Genomic DNA, 22,993 nt, shown 5'->3' with positions numbered 1-22,993 from the left:
AGTATTTTTATATCAAGGGGGCGGCGATATCTTGTTTGAATGGATGTTTCTTATTGGATTAATAATAGGTTTGGGATTTTATGCTCTTACTTATCTATTTGTAAAAGAAAACGTTAAGAAAGTAGTAATAGTCCTTATTATTGGAGTATTAACGATACTTGGAAGTATATTTGTAATCGGCGGCTTTGAGGGGATGCCCTTCGGAGTATTAGGTTTGGGTATTATAACTATTTCCATTTTGTTTTCTTTTTTTGGCAAAAGCTTATTATGGAAAAAAATCGTATATACCTTCCTTATTTTATTTGTTGCTTTATATGGAGCTTTTTCCTATTTCAATCAAGTAGATTACTGGATTATTAAAAAAGCACAACCTATTACTGGAGACCATCTAGATTCCTATTTCCAGCAGCTGCAGAATAACGCGGAAATCCAGGGCTATAAAACGTTTACTATCTTAGAAGGAAACAAAGGTGTTGTATTATCTCTTGGCAGTAAGATGGCAGGCAGCAATATTGAGGTTCTTGATGTAGAGGAGCAAGGTGATACAACTTTAATAAAAATAAGAACCTTCTATAATAGCTCCCCAGAAAAGAATCCAGTCATCGCAATAGGACTGAACCGATTGCAGCCAGAAATCGTGATTATGGATACAAACGGAACCACATATCAACAAGTGAAATAAAAATTCACTTCACAGAGCAGAGCGATTCTTACTGAATTGCTCTGCTTCGTTTTCCAGATTTCAGCCATTTGACATTTCTCAATTCTGAGATCTGTTTATTTTGACGGTTATCATACTCGGGAGTCCTATAGGCCAACTAACCGTAAAATCCACATGACTTACCGCCAATTCCCAGTGAATAATGAAATCCCAATAAAAAAGACCCATTGCCACCACAGGCAAACCACGCTGTCCCCTAGGAAGCTTTACATTTGCCTTCATCCAAATCCTTTTTAATATTAAAGTCGGAAAGAAAACCAGCCTGCTTTAATACGAAATTTCGTAGATCGGTTAGCACTTTGGTACTTTTTGATAGAAAAACCGCTATTTTTGATGCTGATGCAGCCATTTTGGTATTTTATTTTAATAAATGGGAGCTCCCATATCCTTTAAAACATCTATTTTTGAAGAGATTCAACTTTATCTAAAGGATGCGAAATGGTTTATGCTTATCTTTTTAGGCAATATGCTTAAGTTTATTGCGTTTACGCTTAAGTTTTTAGGTTTTATGCTTGGGTTTACAATGTTTATGCTGATCTGCCACCATCCAATGCTTATGTCGGATGCGTTATGCTTATCCTAAAACGTTTATGCTTATCTCAGGCCGAATATGCTGATCGCAGCCCGAAATTCTAATTAGCCAAGCTTCCCTTAGTGGTGCCTAAGGATATAAGGCCGCCGAGAATTTCTCGACAGCCCAAAGACCTGTTCGCCGCTCCGATTTTATATGTAGCTCAGCCCAGTAATCTATCATAAACCGCTCTTGCTACCGCAGCCTGATTCGTCCCGTGAATCAGGGCACGACCATCCTTGAATAAAACGATTCTGTAATTTTCGTATGTACACGACACCAGGTAAGGATTGACCTGGAGATGTTCGGCTGCTCCCTGTAAACGGAGCGAGATGTCTATAAGTGAGAACAGGCGCTCACTGCCCGGCCGAATACTCATTATATGTTTTTATAAAATCAAGAATATGGTTAGTTATGGATATCGAATCCTGTCTCATGATCTTTCCCCTTTTTTAACCAGTTTGGTAGGTTTACTAAGAGCAGCTGCAAGAAAACAGACATAAACGCACCTATTAAAATACTATTTGTCAGGAAGGTGCCCAACGTACCTTTTACATTGACAGCATAACTCGGCAGTGAAACGGCAAGCAGGATTGAAAGCCCGATGATCATATAATTACGCTCAGAATGTTCTACTTTTGCAAGAATGGATATTCCTGTGTAGATTAGCGTTGCCGCTGCCGGCAGGAAGATGCCGCCCACAACAGGATCAGGTGTTAAAGCAAGCAAGGCGCCCGCCTTTGGCACAAATCCAAGGACCAAGAAAATGACCCCTGCCGCCATGACTGGAAATCTGGAACCAACGCCAGTCAACCGCAGCAGCCCCACGTTCTGTGCATAGGCAGTCGTAGGAAAACCGCCAATGAGTGAAGATACGAATGATCCTGCAGATTCACCGGCAAAACCGTTGCGGATTCTTTTGGAATCTAATGGAGTTTTCAACATGGCTGATGACGCCTGGTATACTCCCATCGCTTCAATGACCGCCACAATATAAGCTGTGAAAAACGTCAGGAACGTACTCCATTCAAAGGTTAATCCGCCGTATGGCAGAAAATCCGGCAATCCGAACCATGCTTTGTCTCCAATAGCCGAAAAATTGGTTCTTCCAATCGCGAAAGCTATAATGTCTCCTATAATTAAGGCAATCAGGAAAGAAAAAGACTTCCAGATTCCTTTTCCAAAGAGCGATAAAATCAATACGATGGCTGAAGTCGTGACTGATAATACTAAGGTTGACGGGGCCGCAAACGTTTTGTCGCCTGGAGATCCTCCTAAAAATTCATGCAGCGTGAACCCGGATAGGGAAATCCCAACCAGAAAGATCACGGTGCCTGATATAGCAGGCGTAAACAAAGCCTTTAACCGGCCGATTACTCCGGTAATTGACAGTAGAAACACAATTGCCGCACTTAACAAAATTCCGCCGCTGGCGGCCGCCAAACCATTGGCTTTACCAGCAGAAATCATAATGGCATCAAAAGCAGCCGAAGGACCCTGGATGATTGGCAGCTTCACCAGCTTACCGGCCTGGATCAGAGTCACAATCCCCGCTGTAATAAAAATCGCATTTACGATATTGGCAGACTGCGATAAAGGCAGCCCAATCATGGCCGCCACAAAAATCGGATCGAGCCATACGTTAGATACAAACACATGCTGCAGCCCATATAAAAAGGCTTTAACCGGCGGCAGCTTTTCATCTATCCCAACAGCAATCTCCTGCTGGCTTTCATACATCTCTTTTTCTTCCATCTTCATAATCTCCTCGACAAGTATTCTCAGGGGGAATAAAAAATCCCCCAGCCTATAGACACTGAGGGATTCAAATACAAACAGGATGGGCCATAAAGCCTTCCCATGTATGTGAACACTTCCCTACGCTGGTGCTAGCCAGATCAGGTAGTAAGGGTTAAGACTCTAGCAGTCTAATCTCAGCCGGTGATCGGCTCCCCCAGTGTAAAATATGTATTTCCTTGTTATGTGCAGGGCAAAACATTGAGCTTCGAGCAATTATTTTCTTATCCGCAGCAATTATTTTCGTTCTACGCAGCAAAAATTTTGTTATCCGCTGCAATAAATTTTTTATCCGCGGCAATTATTCTGCTATCCGCTGCAATTATTCATACCCTTGGCATTACTTCAACTAAAACAACCACCCCCGCATTTTTTCCACGCAAAAAAGCCAGATCCATCTGCAAGGACCTGGCATAGCTAACTAGAAATAAAAAGAATATTTCTTGGTCTCCGCTACTTTCCTACGCTGGTACAAACCAGATCAGGTCCGAAGGGTTAAGAAACTTGCTCGTTTCTCTCTCAGCCCGGTATCAGGGCACCCCTAGTAGATTCATATGAACAATTGATTTAATAGTAGCTTCTATAAGGTCATTTGTAAAGCAAAAACGCAGTCTGCATTCAGTTTGATAGATCAGGCACGCCCAAATTCCCATTGGTTTTATTCATTAAGATCATTATTTAATGGAGAAATAATAACGAATACATAAACGCAAAGAGAAAAATAAAAGTAACTACCGGACCTAATACAACTTGATTATGGGTACTTTCTCCGCGTTTCAAATTCCTAAAAAATGTAGTGAAAATTTGAAAAGTAATAGCGCCCAATAGTGGAACAATCAATAACGACATTAGTAATTGCAATAGATGCCTCTCCTTTCTACACAAGAAATGAATTCATTTGTTTATTTACATATTCATTCATAATGTAGTGTATTCCTTGACTAAACGGATGAACAAAAAAAGTACTTCCCGCACAAATGGGAAGTACTTTTTTGCTCTAGTTAATCTATCATACAATATATGATTAAACCTTCACGGCACTAAGGCTTTGAAGCAGGATCCCGCTTTTGTTTACTGCCAAGATCGCTTCTTGCAGGATTTCTTTATCTTGAACCAATGCAATTCTCACATACCCTTCACCGCTCGGCCCAAAAGCACTTCCCGGCGTTACTAACACGCCTGACTTCTCAACCAGATCGGCAGCGAAATCGAATGACTTGTCATAGTGAGGCGGGATCTTGGCCCATACGAACATGGTCGCTTTTGGCTTATCCATCGTCCAGCCAATTTCATTAAATCCCTCACACAGTATATTTCTCCGCTCTTCGTAAGCCTTTCTCGTATCTTCCACACAGTGTTGGTCACCTGTAATCGCAGCAATGGCCGCCTGCTGAATCGGCAGAAACATTCCGTAATCCATGTTGGATTTTAATGCTTTTAACTGGGAAACAACCGCTGCATTTCCTACACAAAATCCGATTCTGGCACCAGCTAGTCCATATGTCTTTGATAAGGAATTAAACTCCACCCCGACATCCTTTGCTCCAGGGAAAGAGAGGAAGCTCTTACCCTTTTCGCCTTCATATACCAGTTCACTATAGGCATTATCATGAAGGACGATAATATTATATTTTCTCGCAAATGCGACCAGTTCTTCATAAAAAGAATCCGGTGCTGTGGCTGCAGTTGGATTATTCGGATACGACACCAACATTAGTTTTGCCTTGGCTGCAACTTCCTCTGGAATATCATCTAGACAAATTACATGGCCATTTTCTTTTCTCTGAGGCATATAATAAAGTTCCGCTCCTGCAAGTAATGGACCATGAAGGAAAGCAGGATAAGACGGGTCAGGCACCAGCACCAGATCTCCTTCATCAACAATGGATAAAGAAATATGGGCAAGTCCTTCCTGCGAACCTAATAACGAACAAATCTCAGTACCTGGATCTAAGTCGACTCCGTATCTATTTTGATACCAAAACCTAACCGCTTCTAGTAAAGATGTCTGGTCATTGATCGCATATATGTAATTTTTTTCATCAGCTGCGGCGGTACATAACGCCTCGGTGATATGTTTGGCAGGAGGAATATTGGGAGTGCCTATGCTTAAATCATAGACAGGCTCACCACGTTCTACTTTCGTTCTCCTGATTTCCACTAACTTGGAGAAAATGCTCTCTCCAAAGTGATCCATTCTTTTTGCAAACTTCATGTACGCAGCCTCCAATGTATAAACTTTTTTCAATGTAAAAAATTCTTTCATAACTCCTCATCTTATGTTCTTCAGTAAGAGCTGCCTAAAACAGCCATTGTCCTTGAGTACAATATTTAAAATGAAGTATTCCTACATTATGCTATTGCCAGCATCTATTTGTCAAAATAGTCAGAACAAAAAGTTTGTCAGGACCACCTTTCAATGAGCGATTAAAGAAACATCGTACGACTATAGAGATGAAGCCTGTTTACTTTCAAGTGTAAAATCAGCTGTAATCCGGCCGATTTCTTCTTTACGCATATTTAAAACGGGAGCAATTTCATATTTCTGCAGGTCTGCTTCTGCTTTTTCAATCCAAATTCCAAGCTGCTTCAGAACTCTTATGGCAGCTACAGAAACTGCCCGGCCATTTCCATCTTCGGCTTTAATGGCTATTCCAAATCCTGACTCACGGTCACCAAGGCATTGTACTCCTTCTGCCCCAGCTTTTGCGACTATACGACCCTCAAAGGCACGCATTACATCGGTATCAAACCGCTCTTCTCCGGCGATCATTTCCGGATGTGCGGTCATAGCTTCAGCAATTTGTTCCAGTGCCATAGCTTCCGGGCTGTTTCCAATTGAAGCAGGATTCGCAAGCCTTGCATATCCCAGCGCTGCATTTTTTAATGGAAGGCGATGAACAGGCACCCCGCAGCCATCTGAACCAATGTCGAGCTTCTCTTTCGGGTAACTGCAGATTGTTTCGATTACGTTTAAGATTCTCTGCTAATGTGGATGATTAACATCCCGGTAACTATGTATATTTTCGCCTAAATGAACAACTGCCGTAAGCATGCCGGCATGTTTCCCGGAACAATTGCTAAACACAGGGCTTAGAGAACCCCCATTATTAAGTAACTCCTCATAGCTTTTTATATGGTGGGGTATATGGGTTCCACATTGCAAGGCCTCTTCTGATAGGTTCAAGCGTTTTAAAATATCCATCACCCGTTCACGATGAATCGGTTCTCCGCTATGGGAAGCACAAATCAACGAAAGATCCTTTTTTTCAAAATGGAAGCGTTCCGCAGCACCGCTCTCGATGACAGGAACTGCCTGGAACGGTTTCATAGAAGAACGTGGAAATGTGAGAAATTCTGGATCTCCGTACGAATACAACAGCTCTCCCTCTGTATTCACGACAGCTATATGTACATCATGCGTGCTTTCCAGGTACTCTCCCCTGTTCACTTTAATTGGTTTATTGCTCATAGCCGCCACTCTCCCATGAAGTTAATCTATAAATCCAAACATATTATAACGTAAAAATTTAATAGATAACTACCAGTTGCAAGAACTTTCGAAATTTTTGATTCTTTTTACTTAAACTCTCTACAAGTCGGTTTTGGCCTCATTACCCGTATGAAGGACATTTCTGCAACTCTACTAGTCGGTTTTGACCTTCATCCCCCTTATGAAGGACTTTTCTTTAACTCTACTAGTCGGTTTTGACCTTCATCCCCCTTATGAAGGACTTTTCTCTAACTCTACTAGTCGGTTTTGGCCTTTATCACCCTTATGAAGGACATTTCTCCAACTCTACTAGTCGGTTTAGGCCTTCATCACCCGTATGAAGGACTTTTCTTTAACTCTACTAGACGGTTTTGGCCTTCATTACACGTATGAAGGACATTTCTCCAACTTTACTAGTCAGTTTTGGCCTTCATCACCCGTATGAAGGACTTTTCTTTAACTCTACTAGTCGGTTTTGGCCTTCATCACCCTTATTAAGGACATTTCTCCAACTTTACTAGTCAGTTTTGGCCTTCATCACCCTTATGAAGGACATTTTTCTAACATACTGACTTAGTTTTGTTTTTCATCAACCAAACGAAGGACATTTCCTAACTGAAGTATGGTTTTAGAATGTACTGTGGATTCGATCCCACCTCGTTATTCTCCCTGATTACATAGGAAAAGCAGCGGCACTCCGCTGCTTCTAAAATCTGGCTTATAAGATATTTTTACTAACTATATCTTTTAGCTTATAATACTCTGAACGCCGGTCTTTTAAATAAAACGGATATTCCGGCCTTTTTAATCAAGCCAAGATCGATTTCGATAACAAGTTCCTCTTCCTGATCCCCGGCTTTAGCCAGCATCTCCCCGAAAGGATTGGCCTCTGCACTTTCTCCGAAAAACAGCGTGGACTCTTCCTCGCCAATCTGGTTGGTTGTTGCGACAAAGACCTGGTTTTCAGCAGCCCTGCTCTGGATAAAGAGCTGCTGTACATGCTGGAACGGAGTCATATTCGCGGTAGGTGCCAGTATGATTTCAGCACCCTCCAATGCAAGCGAACGGGCTGATTCAGGGAACTCTGTATCGTAACAGATCATGATTCCGATTTTGCCGATATTGGTTTCCCATACAGGGAAATCGGATCCTGCCTCGAAATATTTTGATTCCTCGTCCCACTAACAACATTTTTGTCAGCGATTTTCACAAGGATTTGGACAACTTCAGCACTCAAGTAATGGTGTCTGTCCCACCATTATCAACAAAAGACTGACAGCAATATGTCAGCCTTATGTAAACCGTTTAATCCTGTTACTTCGTTCTTAAGCCAAACCCCTTTTTAAACAGCGGATTCGTTTTATCGTGAGTGTTAATTTGCTCCATATTTCTAGGCCAAGTAAAGGAAAGCTTTCCTGTAAACTGGTAGTCGCCGAACAATACATCGGCTACACCGCCGCCTTCACTCCCCGGAAGCCATGATGCAACGAGTGCATCCATGTCTTTCAGCTGTTCAGTCAGAATCATCGGGCGTCCTGACTGTAAAAGGACAACCATTGGGACTCCGGATGCTTTTACTTTGTTTAATAGATCGATATCTTCCTGAAGCAGTCCCAAGTCATCGCGGTCACCAAACATCTCTGCATATGGAGGCTCCCCGATTACGACTACCGCTACATCGTGGCCCTTGGCGCCTGTTCCATCTTCACTGAAGTCTACCTTTGTATTTTTCCCAGCTTTCTCTTTGATTCCTTCAAGGATGGTTGTACCCGGAATAAGATCCTTTTCGGGCTTCCCCATCCATTGAGGCGAACCGCCCTGCCAGCTGATGGTCCAGCCGCCGGCCTGGTAGCCCATATTGTCGGCTTTCTTGCCGGCTACGAATATTTTTGAGTTTTTCTTTTGAAGAGGTAAAATGTGATTTTTATTTTTTAATAGAACCTGAGATTTACGGACTGCTTCACGTGCGATGGCACGGTGTTCCGCACCTCCGACTCCTTTAGCGACTAAGTCCTGATCAGCATATGGCTTTTCGAAAAGCCCATTTTCAAACTTCACGCGTAAAATTCTTGTTACGGCATCATCAATGCGGCTTTCAGATACTTCGCCTTTTGCAACAAGTTCTTTTGTCGTAGTAATGAACTGTCTCCAGTCATTCGGGATCATAAATAAGTCTATGCCAGCGTTCACACTGCGCTTGATGGATTCTCTAAAATCATTAGGAGCGATCTGCTGCGGACCGTTATAGTCAGAGATAACAAAACCTGTGAAGCCCAGCTCCCCTTTTAATACTTCGGTGATCATGTGATAGTCACCATGGGTTTTAAGCCCGTTAATGCTGGAGTAGGTCACCATGACCGTCCTTGCTCCTGCTTTGATGGCTTCCTTGTACGGTTTAATATGCTTCTGAATTTCTTTTTCCGTATATTCCGTTACATTCCCCTGGTCATCTCCGCCTTCAGTCAGCCCATCACCGACAAAGTGCTTAATTGAAGCGGCAACATGTTTGCCTTTTAAGAAGTCAGGGTCATTCTTTTCACCCTGGAGGCCTTCAACCAGTGCCGAACCAAGCTTGCCGGTGTCCTTTGGATCTTCACTATAGCCTTCATAGGTTCGGCCCCAGCGGATATTCTGCGGAGCAGCAAGTACAGGTGCAAACGTGTAGGAAATGCCAGTCGCGCGGACTTCCTCGGCTGTCGCTTGTCCAATCCGCTTCATCAGCTTCAGGTCATTAGCTGCACCCAAGCCGATGTTATGAGGAAAAATAGTGGCTCCGTACACATTGTTATGCCCATGGACGGCATCAATACCATAGATAATAGGAATGCCTAACCGGGTCGATCTGGCACCTCTTTGGAAATCATCGACCATATTTGCCCAATCAGCCGGCTTATTTCCTGTTGTCGGCAGCGACCCGCCGCCGCTCAGGACAGAGCCGATTCCATACACTTTGATATCATTTGCAGTGACGGAATTTCGTTCTGGCTGCACCATTTGGCCGATTTTCTCATCAAGGGTCATTCTCGGCAATAAATCGTCCACTCTTTTTTCAACCGATAGTTTAGGATTCTTGTAAGGTGCTATCTTCTCTTTCCCGCGAGCATCAACAGTATTGGACGGTCCGCCTATACTTGTCCCAACCAGGGCAAGCAGCGTTAAACCAGTGAGAATCGAATGCTTTAAGCCTCTCTTAACCAACCTAATCTCCTCCTGTGCTTTTTTGTGTGAACCAAATCAACCTGTACAGCTTATGACTCCTGCCTCCTTTATGTAATTTGTTAGCGCTTACAAAGCGAGTATACTACATATAAATTTCGGGAACCTAATGACAGACACACCGGATTTTAAATTTGGTAAATACTTACTATGTTATTTATTGCCAAATAGGTATGAGGATGGAAAGGGTGTCATCCTTTATTCCTATAATGTAAAAAAGCGCGGACTTCCCTTTTTTAAGGCACTTCCAAAAATATCTAACAAGTTGCTTCTCCTTTCTCATAGGCAAAATCCGTTATACGCTGAAAAAACAGAGGTTGGAAAAAATCAGCCCTTATATACTGGATGAATTAAGACATTGAGACTCATGAGTGAGGCGCTCTTTTTTTGGGTGGGGACGTTATGCCACATATAAGTCAGATTCAACCACATAAATATAGGACTTAGCCACATAAAATCGGTTCTGGCCACATAAATCCTTGTGTTAGCCACATAAAAACCGGTTCTAGCCTCATAAATCCTCATGTTAGCCACATAAAACCCGGTATTGGTCGCATAAGTTCTCCAAGTAGCCACATAACACAGCTTCCAACGCCGACATAAAGCAGCTATTTGTTAACCGCTGGCTGAATTCCAAACTCAAACATGCTTGTGATCAGCTTAACACTGATTGGATTCATGTCGGCTTTGAACGGAGTGCTCATTCAGGTGACCATATCATACGCGGCGATGACGCTTCTTTTTACGACCGGTATATGTCTCGCGACCAGCAGCATGATAGGTCCTTCCCTAACGCAGCAGATTGTTGAGCCAGCGATAATAGACCGGGACCGGAGCTTCATGTAGACAGCAGCCGTGAGATCACCCCTATCTCCTAAGAACAACTAGTCCATACTCGGTTAACTGTCCCTATTGATTTCCATCCTTTATCTGCCGCCTACAAAGAACCGGCAAAAATGCCTATTAAGTAACAGTGAAATATTTTTCCATCAAAAGCGTTTACGCTATAATAAAAAGTATTCGTTTCACGAAATATTTTTAATGAGGTGAGTTTGCTGGCTACATTACATAAAAAACATTTCCCGCTTATTTTGACTGTAGCATTGGGTGTATTACTAAACCCATTAAACTCTTCCATGATTGCCGTCGCTCTTTCACGTATTCAAGAGGATTTTTCCCTTTCATTCACGGACGCGTCCTGGCTTATTTCCACGTATTATTTAGCCAGCGGCATCGGGCAGCCTGTTATGGGGAAGCTGGCGGATGCGTTCGGGGCTAAGCGGATGTATGTGATTGGCCTTCTGATGATTGTCGTCTCCTCGGTCGCTGCACCTTTTTCTCCTTCGTTCGGATGGCTGATCGGCATCCGGGTAATCCAGGCAATCGGCAGCTCAGCCCTCTTTCCTTCCGGGATGGCGATGATCCGCGCTTCCATTACGGAGAACCAGGCACAGGCATTGGGAGTACTTTCAATTTTCTCGTCTGTTTCTGCGGCTTTTGGTCCATCAATTGGCGGCTTTCTAGTTCACTTTGGAGATTGGCCGGCCATCTTCATTATCAACTTCCCAATCATCATCGCGGCCTTTGTTCTTGCCATTAAGGTTCTGCCGCAGCAGGGTCCTAAGGCAGAAAGGAAGAAAGCGAACATCGATTATCCGGGAATCGTGTTATTTTCATTGATGATTGTATTCTGGCTGCTCTTCCTTCTCGACTTGGAAAAAGGATTCAGCTTCATCAAACTTCTTTCCAGTATCGTATTTACCATTCTGTTTTATATCGTGGAGAAGAAACGGAACGAGCCTTTTGTGGATGTAATCGCGTTAAAGAAGAATACCAATATGAGCCTTGTATATGTACAGTTCATCCTTGTCAACATCGTCTTTTACTCGATCTTTTTTGGAATACCGCTTTACCTGCAGGACTTCCGGCATTTTGATTCCAACACGACAGGTCTTGTCATGCTTGCCGTCGCGGGATTCGGTGTCATTGTCTCACCTATTACCGGCCGGTGGATCGATCGAAGCGGCTCAAAACCTCCCCTCTTGGCGGGAGCCTTATCAATCATCATAGGTTCTCTGCTGCTGGTAACCATCCAGAACGATTCTTCTGTTCCTTGGCTGTTCTTTTGTTTATCAGTACTGGGGTTGAGTAACGGCTTTAACAATCTCGGTCTTCAGACAGCCCTTTATTCGTTCGTACCGCCTGCGGAAACGGGGGCAGCGTCCGGCCTTTTCATGACCTCCCGATACATTGGAACGATACTTTCTTCAAGTCTTTTGGGTATCCTGTTCGGTCAGCTTGTCACGACAGAGCATCTGCATAGTATGGCATGGACTAGCGTGATTATTGGAGGTCTTGTGCTGCTTTTGACGGCGCGGATGCCTGGCGGGAAAGTGCGGAGGAAGCTTCAGGGAGAAAGATAATAATAGACTGCACCTCTTTTAGATATATTTAATCTTTAATAAGCAAGACTTTTAGGAGGAGCAACTACCTGGGAAGAAAGAATTCGTGTAGGAGGGACAACCCTGGTTAGTCTCGCAGGAGAGTTGACAGGAGCCACTGGAGTATGGGCAGCTTGTAAATAATAGAAGGTGAGAGAAAAACTATGAATTTTTTTATTATGATGTTGTATCTATTGTGTGGTTTGTTAATACTCTCAGCTGGTATAGGTTGCTTCATAAACACCCTTAATTCTGTAAAAAATATTCACGAATCTACTATAGCTGCAAATGACATACTAAAAGAATTCGAGTTCGGTAATTTAATAAAAACATTATTAATTACCTTTGTCGTCGTATTTATGATTACCTTAATCTTTGAAATCAATGACAATTTTGTATTTAATGTAATGCTGCCATCTTTCTTTATAGCTGGTGCAGTTGAAAGTGCCAGATATCTTTTTAAAAGACAGCAAAATAACACAAACCATATGTAAGCAGGGCTGGGACGATTGTTTGTCCCAGTTTTTTTGTGTGTTTTGAATGGCCATTAGGAACAAAAAAAGGAAGAGAGTTTAATGCTCTCCACCACGTCCGTCAATATACCTGTAAGGCCCCCTAGATTCGTAATGTTGGAGGCTGCTTACCTAAATCTCTTTTGTAGTAACATCGGCTGCAAACCATGTGAGACATTCTATCTTTTAGTGAGTAACTTCCTGCTGCAGGGTTGTAATGATTTTTGTGCCGCTCCCACCAGCTGTCCTTTCGTAGTACCTTTAGATTTCCCCTTAACAGATTTGCCATTCTATCAATTTTCAATTCTGTTATGGTCTACCAGGAATGCGGCATTCAGAAGCATCTTCTCCCCGATGGGATCATGGGATTGATTAAGAAAAACCAGATTAATAAAGATTTGTACGCCGCTTCTTCCCTTATTGCGGCAGAAAATATAAAAGAATAACGTTTCTTCCCTTCTTCATAAACATTGCCGATCACAGAACCAACAATATTATCTGCAAAGGTGTAAATGCATAATCGAGAAACTACTAAAACAATACACGTTAACGTTAGAGTATCGCTTAAAAATATTCCACAATTCGTTCCAGTCTTTAACATCAATCGTTTGCACAACCGCGTTTCAGCACTAAAGTCTTTAAGCAAAAAAAATCACTTTAGTTCAAAATCAACAATAATACTGTCCTCCAAACCAATTTCCTTCAAGTAAGAAACAATCGCCTGATGTGCAGGATGCGGCCCGTAGTTTTCGAGTGAAGTCCTATCCTCAAATCGGACCGTCAACCCCATTTCATACCCCTGGCTTCGAGTCGAAAAATTCATGCCCTGCTGTATATCTACGATACCGGGGATTATTTGTTTCAACTCCAGGGTACGGCGGATTAACTCATCCTTTTGTGCCTGCGTTGTTTCCTGTGCGAATTTTAGCAATACAATATGTTCTACCATGATCAAACTCCTACTTTTCGATTCAATTTCTCACGGTCAAAGCCGGCAATCTGCTTGTATGTATGTGCGATATCCGCCAATTCCTGCTGGGAAATCACATCATCCAGAGAGACAAAACCGTTTGGTGCACGTTCCTCGACAATCTGCATAACCACTTCAGGGCCGTTTTTCCGGTTCGCCAACACAATGTTCGCTGTCGGTTCTCTCCTAGCATCCTCGTAAGCCCGTAATGAAACCTCGGGAGCCTGATGTTCTAAAATAGCTTCGCCTAATGCATCCGCATCCAGGATTGCCTGTGAAGCACCATTTGATCCGATTGGGTACATAGGGTGTGCCGCATCCCCAAGCAAGGTTACACGTTCAAAACTCCATTTCGGTAGCGGGTCGCGGTCCACCATCGGAAATTCAAAAACATCCGTTGTTTCCTCAATCAGCTTTGGTACATTCAGCCAGCCAAAATCCCAATTCGCAAATGCAGGTGCAAACTTTTCCTTATCGATTTTGCTGTTCCAATCAGAACGTGGAGGGACTTCGCCTGGAATAGACAGTTCTGCTATCCAGTTTACCAGGGAACTTCCTTTGCCTGCAGTTTCAGGACTAACAGGATATGCCACAAACTTTTGATCCTGATAGCCAGCCATGATCATCGATCGGCCGGTTAAAAATGGAGTGGATTCCGTGATTCCGCGCCATAAAATCCGGCCGCTGAACTTAGGCAGTCCTTCATCAGGATAAAAGTATTTGCGGCCAGCGGAGTGGATGCCATCAGCCGCCACCAGGATGTCTGCACCAAAGGATCCAAGACTCTCTCCCGTCTTACGGTTTTCAAACTGAGCCGTAACCATGCCCCCCATCATCTGAAAGGATTTCAAATGATGACCTGTTAACACAGAGTTCTCCCCCAAACGCTCTTTCACAGCTTCTAAGAGAAGCATCTGCAATCGGCCTCTGTGGATGGAATATTGCGGCCAATGGTAGCCCGCAGCGATTCCTCTTGGCTCCTGCCAGATTCGCTGTCCAAATTTATTCACATACATGAGCTCTGCAGTAGGAAGACCCATTCTTTCCAGGTCATCTGCTAACCCCAGTTCCGTCAATACCTTGACCGAATGGGGCAAAAGATTGATCCCCACACCAAATGGTTTAATCGTTTCTACACTTTCAAGGACACGAACGGAAACTCCCATTTGGTGGAGCTTCAATGCAGATACAAGACCGCCAATTCCTCCGCCCACAATTAAGGCTGTTTTTACTTTTGACATAAGCATCCTCCTGTTGTATTGCCTTGTATTGTTTTTTAACTTTTCTTAATTATTGCACAATAGTAGACTATATTAAATGAAAAAGTAGAAACGTTTTATTCAAAGATGAATTTAAAATGAAAAAAATGATTTAAAATTAAAAAAGAAAAAGAATGAATTGGTCAAGAACAAATCACTATCTTCTAACTCATTTCTTAAAGAAAAACATTAATTCTCTATTTAAATTAAGGAGGCATATTATGAGGGACGAAAGGGATAACAGGAACACTGTAAGAAAAAACTATAGCTGGAATAGGACTTTTTTTGGTACTCCAACGATAGGAGGGAATTATTGTAGTTTCAGCTATTATTTTGTATTTATTTTTTAAAATAGTAAGAACTTCTGCTTGAACGTATTTAAGCCGTCGAAAGGCTCCCCCTTCGATCAGCACCTTCCTTTTTTAGTTTAATTGTAGATTGAGTCTATATTTGCGGAAATTATTAGCTGGATTGAGGAACAATAACGGATTATGGCAATGATGAAAACCTTGAAATTACAATTGAAGCAGGCAAATTTATAGCCTATGTGTCCCAAACAGCCACGAAGTATCCATCGTTTCTTTTATATTGACTGTGACACGCTCCTGAGCATTGTACTTTTTCTTCCCAAAGACAGCCCGCACTCCAAGAACAAATCCACAAAATTCGGCCGAATATACTTGTTATCAAGGCTTTGACCACTGACACGCATCAAGAGCTCCTTGGCATCTTCCCACGTAGACAGGATCCGCTCCTCTATCCTTAAATCTACCACCTGAACCGAAAACGACAAACTACCACTTTCACGCTCTGCCATCAACTGCACTTCCTTTTCCATCCCTTTTAATCGAGCTATTAAGAAAAGGCTCACTCTCCCACATCCCTCCTGAGCATAACTAAATACTGTAACCGCCGGCTTCACACCCTCTACACCATGTTTTGGCTTCACATTGCCTTAGCCTACGGTCTGCTTTAACCTTTTATTTCTTTAGCTATGTTAAATAATAATGTTGATTTACGACCGAAAAAAACTACCTTCTGAACTTATTGGTCGTTTTTATTGAATTACTTTATTTAAGATTCTTAGTTTTTATATTTGTAATAAAATCTAAACATAATGCAATTACAAAAGATATACCTGTTACTACCAACAATGCTGAACTAACAATGCCAGTAAATAGCCAGCCTATTCTAATTCATACAAGCAACCAACCCAGTAAGCCTATTCTGCTTGTTTTAGGTCTAGTATTTTGGTTTAGTCCTACACTCCGACTAACTGCTATTCGTAAATGATCCAATAAGTACTGATCCGTGAAATGAATCAGTTCATATGGTAAGGCTCCTAGCCTTAAAAATTCCAAGCTGCTTTCCCTTCCCAACTCTTAAAGACTGTTAAAAACTCAGGGAAATACCGATCTAGCCAATTGTTAATTTGGCCTTGCACCGTTTGAAGGTCAACAGTTAGGAGATTACGTATTTTTTTGGCCACACGGAGTTCTGCATAAACACCTTGTGGAATGGTTGGTTCGGCTTATCTCCCATCCTTGTTCAGCTTACTTTGCGGCTGCATTTCCGGTTTGCGAAGGCTTAAATGATAATTTAATTACTGATACGGAAATCATGAAAATGAAGGAAACCCCGACCTAGTTCGTTGCAGCTAAAACGGATACTACATTGCCGGTAGCAATCAACACAGTTCCAACTTATGACCGCGTAATCAAAGCTGGGATTTACCAGAAAAAGCTGCGGCAGTTCCAATCCTGACATTTATGTTGAACAGGGCTGCCAGTAGATATAATAAAAACCCGAATGGGGGACACGTGTTAACCGTGGCCTTTATTCGGGTTTTAGCGGTAGATTATAACAAAAAGATCAGATAATCTGCCCTAGTCTCCGTATTCCCTCGATTATTTCTTTCTCATCGGCATAGCTGAAAGAAAGCCGGAGAAACTCGGTTCCATCCTTTTCATCCAAGAAAAAGTATTTCCCTGGTACATAAGAAACACCCTTGGCTAGAGCCTGTGACAATAAATGTGATGTATCGACACCTGGGACCCTGATCCATACAAAGTAACCACCTTCTGGTACATACCAGCTAACCGATTTTGGAAGAAATTGTTCCAGCGAACGGATTAATGCATCACATTTAGCCCGATACACATCTTTTAGCTGGTCTAGCCTTTTCTCAAGATCGACATTTTCTAAGTAAACAGCCATCGTGCTTTGAGAAAACGGATGGTCTAAATCTTTTTTAAACCATTCTAAAGCCTTAATGAATTCACTGCCTCCTGCTATCCATCCGATCCGCATTCCTGGCGCCACTACCTTGGATAATGATCCAACGTGGAGGACCCGTCCGCGGTTATCTAAAGATTTTAATGGAAGCGTACTTTTACCGAAGGCTAATTCCCCGTATGCATCATCCTCAAGAATAAGGAAATCAAACTCATTGGAGAGCTCCAATAAATGCTTCCGCCGCTCTATCGTCATAGTCGTCCCAGTTGGATTTTGAAAGGTTGGGATGGTATAAAAAAAACGCGGGAGGGTGAGATCTGTACGCTTCCTCTGGTTCAGTATTTCTTCTAAACGTTCTGGTTGGAGTCCCTCAGAATCCACAGGTATACTTATGATCTGATCCGTATAGTTTTGAAAAATCTCCAAAGCCTCCATATAGGTGGGAGATTCAACCGCGACGACCGCTTGATCATCAAGGAGAATACGGGCAATAAGATCGATCGCCTGGCAAGCTCCTGATGTAATCAAAAGCTGATCCTCCATCACTTCAATTCCACGCTCTGCCAGCCTTTTCTGGATTTGCTTCTTTAGTCCTTCAATGCGTGGACTCCCTAGATAATGGAGCGGTAAATCCTGCTCTTCATCAAGAAGCCTGACTGCTGCTCCCTTTATCTCCACAGCAGGAACGAGAGCAGGATCGGGATAGCCAGAACTCAAGCGAATGCAGCCATTTGGAAGATCTGGCATCCATGCACCAGGCGGATCATTCTTAAGTGCCGCTTTAATATGTTCAGAAAAAAAAGATTTTACATTCACGTGGATCATCACCTTTCATCAGTCGAACCCTTACCTGATATGCAAACTTTTGCAGAAACACTGCTTAAATGGATTTTAGACTCTCTTCTCTGATCAGAGACAACAATTCCTCTTTATATTTTGCAAATTCCGGAGCTCCTTTTACACTGTACTCTCTTGGCCGATCCAATACGATAGGGATTTTTTTCTTTAGGCGGCCAGGTCTTGCCGTCATCAAATAAACAGAATCTGCTAGAAAAATAGATTCATCTACATCGTGAGTAATAAAAAGGATCGTTTTTTTTGACTCTTCCCATGCCTTTAATAAAACTTCCTGCATAATGTTCCTTGTTTGAGCGTCCAATGCGCCAAATGGTTCATCCATTAATAGAATCTTCGGATCGTTAGCTAGGGCCCGGGCGATAGCAACACGTTGTTTCATACCTCCAGATAATTGGATTGGATAATGATTCTCAAAGTCTTCCAAGCCGATTAATTGAAGGTAATGCCTTGCCACATTGTCCCGTTCATTATGGGATGCTCCCTTTAATTTTAGACCGAAATTGATATTCTCCTTGACGGTCAACCATGGAAATAACGTATACGATTGAAACACCATGCCCCGATCAGGCCCTGGACCACTGATTTCCTGACCATCGAGCAGCACTTGTCCAGAAGTGGCTTCTTCCAGCCCTGCGACAATGCGAAGAACGGTTGATTTTCCGCATCCAGAGGGTCCTAAGATGGTTACAAACTCTCCTTCGTTTATTGCAAAGGAAGTTTTTTCTAAGGCTGTAGTCTCTCCACTTTTTGTTTTGAAAATTTTCCCGACATCTTTAATTTCTAGCTTTGGAGTACCCTTTTGAGGTGTATGTATGGCAGCATTTTCTGCTGTTGCTTTGACCATCTTATAAACCATCCTTTCTCATCCACGAAAACGAAGCCCGGTAAATGGCTTTAAAAACCATATCTGTAAAGAGTCCCAATAATCCGATGGTTATGATGCCGACAATAATTTTATCTGGCTCCAAGAAACGTGAGGCCTGCATGATCATATAGCCTAAACCACTTGAAGCTCCCACAATTTCGGCAACCACTAAATAAGTCCAGGCCCAGCCGAATGTGATGCGAAGTGTATCGACAATTCCAGGTAATGACGCAGGCAGGATCACCTTCGTAAATACGTGCAGCCTTTTCGCTCCTAATGTATAAGAGACCTCAATTAATTCATTTTGTACATTTTTCGTTACATCCATGATCATGAGGGTCAGCTGGAAGAAGGTCCCAAGGAAAATAACACTCATTTTCTCGGGTTCTCCAAGACCTATCCATAAAATTAATAGTGGAATGAAGGCTGAAGCAGGCATATAGCGGATAAATCCGATAATTGGTTCAAATGCACCTTCCATGATTCTTAAGGAGCCCATCAAAATTCCTAACGGGATGCCAATCAATGCGGCAGCCAGAAATCCGACCAGCACCCTCATAAAACTAATACCGATATTGGGTAGTAGATCTCCATGAAATAGTAATTCAACCGCAGTTCCTAATACTACCGTCGGCGTCGGTAAAAATATCGGATTCACCATTCCTCCATAGCTAAGGAATGACCAGATGCCTAAAAATAAAATAAACGTGAATAATCCTGCTAAGGAATAAAGCTTTTTTGGTATTTCTTTATTAGGCGTAAACAATTTTGTCAGCACTAAAATCACCCATTTCTCATTCTATTAAAAATAGCCTAACATATGAGGAATAAGCCCTTGCCATATGTCAGGCTCTAAAATTAAATAGAAAAGTTAAACATCAAAACCTGAAACAGCATGTCTATTTTTGAAAGCTTGGGTTTATAATGTCTTCCACTTTTGGTTCTTCTTTAATGATATTCTGTTCTTTGTAAAATTTGATCGCATAATCTGTTGATTCATAGATCGATCCTTTGCTGCTTTCTGACCCAAATAACTGTTGATTATCCTCTTTTGTATAAAATTTCAAGCCCTCTTCAGTTGCCACGAATTCTTTTTCATCAATTTTAAGGCCTTTAGCCATGATTTTATCCGCTTCTTCTTTATTCTCTTTCCAATAGTCCATCGCCTCGCCCATTGCCTTTACAAATGCTTTTACGTCATCCGGGCGGTCTTTAATTACTTCTTCTTTAAAACTGATGGTATCGACAATAATCCCTGGCAGGTCTTTTGTCGTCAATAAAACTTTTCCGTTTGCCTGTTCGCCTTTTGATAACCAGGGCTCCCACGTCACGGCTGCATCTACTTTGCCTGCAGCAAATGCTGCCCCGGCATCACCAGCAGACATTTGGACAACTTTCACGTCTTTTTCCATTAAGCCGCCTTGCTTTAATGCTGTTAATGCAAGCATATGGCTGGTAGAACCGACTTCGAATGCCATCGTCTTTCCTTTTAAGTCTTTTACATCTTTAATTGAATTTTTCACAAGAATTCCATCGCCGCCATAAGAATCATCCAACACCCAGACCACATTAACCGGAATCTTTGAGGCTGCAAGGGTGACTTGAACATCTAGGGCCGTGGCCATCCCATCAATTTTCCCGCTGGCCAAAGCTTGTTTACGCTCTGCTAATCCTTCTACAATGGAGAGGTCCACATCAATGCCATTCTTTTCGAAAAACCCCTTTTCCTTTGCTAAAAACAACGGCCCATACCCTGTCCATGTAGGCAAGGTAACTTTCAAAGGCTCAGACGACTTTTTAGTACTGCCAGATGATTGCTCTTTTCCACAAGCAGCCAATGCAAATACTAACAATAAGGAACACAATATAATCATCCACTTTTTCACAGTAATTTCCCCCTATATATCTATGTATTATTTACCTAGCAATAGTTCATTTCCAATTCTATCCGCCTGGCTTACTGCCGATATAACCATATCGGGTGTCACCTCAAATGGCATATTCGCCATATCTTCAATGGTAACGGTCATATTTCCCAGCTGCTTCCATTGATCATCCGTTAGTTTGTTGATCCCCATCTGCTTTAATGTATAAGGAAGACCGACTTCCTGGTAATAACGGATGACCGATTTTAATTTTTCATCGGCCACACCTTCCATACATAGCTGGGCTAAAATCCCAAAGGCGACAATTTCGCCGTGATAGGTTTGGTGAACTTCAGGAAAGATGGTCAAACCGGAGTAGATGGCATGTGCAGCCGCAGTCCGGCAGTCATCGCCGCCATAGCCGCTTACACTTCCGCTTACTAAAATAACCGCATCCACGATATCCTCAAATTCGCTTGTTAGTCTTTGAGTTTCTGAAGAGGTGACGGCTGCTTTCCCCTTTTGCAGTAATGTTTGGTATAGTTGACCCGCGATCGCTATTGCTGTCTGGTTCATAACATTAGGTTCTACTTTTTTTATTGAACATTTCGTTTCAAACCACTTTGCCAGTGTATCCCCAATGCCTGCAATTAAATAGCGAACGGGTGAATGCAATATTATATTAGAATCCACTAACACTAATTCAGGAGCTTTCGAATCCCGGCTGATCTCTATAAACTCACCTTCATCGCTGTATAGAATGGAAATCGGTGTAGCCGCCGCACAGGTAGCAGCAATGGTCGGAATTGCCACAAGTGGTTTATTCACGCGGTATGCTGCAGCTTTAACGGTATCAATGGCTTTGCCCCCGCCAGCTGCTATAAGGACATCATAGCTGAGGGAGCTTAATTTCTCTACAAGACTATTAATATGGCTAATAGAGGATTCATCACCATACCAAAAAGAATGCGTTAAAGTAATACCCTGAGCTGATAAACTCTTCCTTAAATTCCCCTCTACTATTTCTCTACTGGTGTTTCCTCCGATTAGCACTGCGGTCTTTCCGAGTTTCTTAATAAATAAACCGGCTTCGGATAATAATCCCGCTTTTCTAACATATTGAGCCGGGCCAGTTGTTACCTTCAAACAGAATCTCCCTTTCTAGCTATGTATAATTATTAATACTATCACATTAATATACTTGTTTGTCTTTTTTATGTCAATATAGTTTAAATATTCAAACATGTACAAAAAGAGAGTACCAAAAAAGATGGCCGATTAAAAATCGGACCATCTTTTTGTCGAAAGTTAAGACAGAACCGTTGCGCCCATTAGGTGAAGGGGTACGTTCTTATGCCATTCATTACGAGTTGAAAAAAACATATTCTAAAACCAATATTAACACTGGAGTTTCGTTAATATTTGAGTCCATCATCACTGGTTTTGGTAACTTGAATATTTGTTTTTCTTTTGTTTCATAATCCTGTAGGGACAACCCCTTTTAAACCTGGGATATTCATGGTAAAATTCATATGCACGCAACTTCATCCTTTACTTGTTTCTCGACAATTCAAGTATAAAAGAAATGGAAGTTTGCGTGTTTTTTTATGCCCGGAAATTTTCCCTCGACCCCAACAAATATTATAGAGCCAATTTATTTTGCTTTATTGAATTTCAACAATCTAAGACTACAGTATTCAAATAATGTAGGACATGTATTAGGGCCTTTTAAACGTAAATAAAGCTGCAGCAAAGGCTGGCAGCTTTTTTAATACGAGAAGCTATTTATTGCGGGGACAGGATTTGAACCTGCGACCTTCGGGTTATGAGCCCGACGAGCTACCAGACTGCTCCACCCCGCGACGATTAAAGTTAACTTAAAAATAAATGGTGGAGGATGACGGGATCGAACCGCCGACCCTCTGCTTGTAAGGCAGATGCTCTCCCAGCTGAGCTAATCCTCCGTATTAAGCCTGGCAGCGTCCTACTCTCACAGGGGGAGAGCCCCCAACTACCATCGGCGCAAAAGAGCTTAACTTCCGTGTTCGGGATGGGAACGGGTGTGGCCTCTTCGCCATAACTACCAGACAAATGGAAAGAACATCGTTCTTTCAAAACTAGATAACAGAAGGCTGATTTGTGTCTCGAGTATAAATCATAATAGGTTAAGTCCTCGATCGATTAGTATCT

General features: G+C 42.3%; 14 protein-coding genes, 2 tRNA genes, 1 rRNA gene, 3 pseudogenes and 2 riboswitches. Of the genes and pseudogenes, 2 read left to right on the top strand and 18 right to left on the bottom strand.

Annotated features, from left to right (window positions below; translation table 11 throughout):
* Window positions 1-31: 31 nt before the first annotated feature.
* Window positions 32-682 carry a YesK-like family protein gene (locus tag CUU66_RS09780; RefSeq protein WP_257967946.1) on the top strand — a complete coding sequence of 217 codons (651 nt, stop codon included), beginning with the start codon at window positions 32-34 and terminating at the stop codon, window positions 680-682.
* A 773-nt stretch (window positions 683-1,455) separates the two neighbouring features.
* Here the strand turns inward: CUU66_RS09780 and CUU66_RS23760 are convergent.
* From CUU66_RS23760 to CUU66_RS09745, 6 genes and pseudogenes are all read right to left on the bottom strand, one after another.
* Complete coding sequence (locus CUU66_RS23760; RefSeq protein ID WP_142383715.1) at window positions 1,456-1,671, bottom strand: hypothetical protein; 216 nt, start codon at window positions 1,669-1,671, stop codon at window positions 1,456-1,458.
* A gap of 29 nt (window positions 1,672-1,700) precedes the next feature.
* On the bottom strand, window positions 1,701-3,047 hold the full coding sequence (locus CUU66_RS09770) for a solute carrier family 23 protein (protein WP_257967945.1): 1,347 nt from the start codon (window positions 3,045-3,047) through the stop codon (window positions 1,701-1,703).
* A gap of 103 nt (window positions 3,048-3,150) precedes the next feature.
* A riboswitch (TPP riboswitch) is annotated at window positions 3,151-3,258 on the bottom strand.
* Between the two features lie 272 nt (window positions 3,259-3,530).
* A riboswitch (TPP riboswitch) is annotated at window positions 3,531-3,642 on the bottom strand.
* A gap of 471 nt (window positions 3,643-4,113) precedes the next feature.
* Complete coding sequence (locus CUU66_RS09760) at window positions 4,114-5,304, bottom strand: aminotransferase class I/II-fold pyridoxal phosphate-dependent enzyme (protein WP_101641623.1); 1,191 nt, start codon at window positions 5,302-5,304, stop codon at window positions 4,114-4,116.
* A 231-nt stretch (window positions 5,305-5,535) separates the two neighbouring features.
* Window positions 5,536-6,561 (bottom strand): annotated as a pseudogene (locus CUU66_RS09755) (asparaginase).
* Between the two features lie 773 nt (window positions 6,562-7,334).
* Window positions 7,335-7,742, bottom strand: a pseudogene (locus tag CUU66_RS09750) (nitrilase-related carbon-nitrogen hydrolase); the annotation flags it as partial.
* Window positions 7,743-7,896: 154 nt separating this feature from the next.
* Window positions 7,897-9,780, bottom strand: coding sequence for a glycoside hydrolase family 3 protein (locus CUU66_RS09745; RefSeq protein ID WP_101641538.1), 1,884 nt, complete (start codon window positions 9,778-9,780; stop codon window positions 7,897-7,899).
* 1,070 nt (window positions 9,781-10,850) lie between these two features.
* Here CUU66_RS09745 and CUU66_RS09735 point away from each other — a divergent pair.
* The gene (locus CUU66_RS09735; RefSeq protein ID WP_257967944.1) at window positions 10,851-12,221 is read left to right on the top strand and encodes an MFS transporter; all 1,371 of its coding nucleotides are present in this window, start codon (window positions 10,851-10,853) and stop codon (window positions 12,219-12,221) included.
* A 1,182-nt stretch (window positions 12,222-13,403) separates the two neighbouring features.
* Here the strand turns inward: CUU66_RS09735 and CUU66_RS09720 are convergent.
* The 12 genes and pseudogenes from CUU66_RS09720 to rrf form a co-directional block, all read right to left on the bottom strand.
* Window positions 13,404-13,700 (bottom strand): Dabb family protein, encoded by a 297-nt coding sequence (locus tag CUU66_RS09720; RefSeq protein WP_101641533.1) that lies wholly within the window; start codon window positions 13,698-13,700, stop codon window positions 13,404-13,406.
* 2 nt (window positions 13,701-13,702) lie between these two features.
* Window positions 13,703-14,962, bottom strand: a complete 1,260-nt coding sequence (locus CUU66_RS09715; protein ID WP_101641531.1) for a flavin-dependent oxidoreductase — start codon at window positions 14,960-14,962, stop codon at window positions 13,703-13,705.
* Window positions 14,963-15,563: 601 nt separating this feature from the next.
* The gene (locus tag CUU66_RS09710) at window positions 15,564-15,851 is read right to left on the bottom strand and encodes a hypothetical protein (protein WP_101641529.1); all 288 of its coding nucleotides are present in this window, start codon (window positions 15,849-15,851) and stop codon (window positions 15,564-15,566) included.
* Between the two features lie 379 nt (window positions 15,852-16,230).
* Window positions 16,231-16,538: pseudogene (locus tag CUU66_RS25540) on the bottom strand (IS110 family transposase); the annotation flags it as partial.
* Between the two features lie 314 nt (window positions 16,539-16,852).
* A complete protein-coding gene (locus CUU66_RS09695) occupies window positions 16,853-18,031 on the bottom strand; it encodes an aminotransferase-like domain-containing protein (protein WP_101641528.1) in 1,179 nt (392 codons plus the stop codon).
* A gap of 64 nt (window positions 18,032-18,095) precedes the next feature.
* Entirely contained in the window at window positions 18,096-18,917 is an 822-nt protein-coding gene (locus tag CUU66_RS09690; RefSeq protein ID WP_101641620.1) for an ABC transporter ATP-binding protein, read from the bottom strand.
* 1 nt (window position 18,918) lies between these two features.
* Window positions 18,919-19,716, bottom strand: coding sequence for an ABC transporter permease (locus CUU66_RS09685; RefSeq protein ID WP_101641619.1), 798 nt, complete (start codon window positions 19,714-19,716; stop codon window positions 18,919-18,921).
* A gap of 121 nt (window positions 19,717-19,837) precedes the next feature.
* Window positions 19,838-20,824 carry an ABC transporter substrate-binding protein gene (locus CUU66_RS09680; protein WP_101641525.1) on the bottom strand — a complete coding sequence of 329 codons (987 nt, stop codon included), beginning with the start codon at window positions 20,822-20,824 and terminating at the stop codon, window positions 19,838-19,840.
* A 27-nt stretch (window positions 20,825-20,851) separates the two neighbouring features.
* Entirely contained in the window at window positions 20,852-21,949 is a 1,098-nt protein-coding gene (locus CUU66_RS09675; RefSeq protein ID WP_101641523.1) for an iron-containing alcohol dehydrogenase family protein, read from the bottom strand.
* 642 nt (window positions 21,950-22,591) lie between these two features.
* Window positions 22,592-22,665 (bottom strand) — tRNA-Met (locus CUU66_RS09670).
* Window positions 22,666-22,691: 26 nt separating this feature from the next.
* Window positions 22,692-22,767: transfer RNA gene (locus CUU66_RS09665), tRNA-Val, on the bottom strand.
* Window positions 22,768-22,774: 7 nt separating this feature from the next.
* Window positions 22,775-22,891 (bottom strand): 5S ribosomal RNA (gene rrf / locus CUU66_RS09660).
* Between the last annotated feature and the right edge of the window lie 102 nt (window positions 22,892-22,993).

The sequence above is a fragment of the Peribacillus deserti genome (genome assembly GCF_002863585.1).
In the GTDB taxonomy this organism is placed as follows: domain Bacteria; phylum Bacillota; class Bacilli; order Bacillales; family DSM-1321; genus Paraperibacillus; species Paraperibacillus deserti_A.
This window is presented reverse-complemented; position numbering and strand designations above follow the sequence as displayed.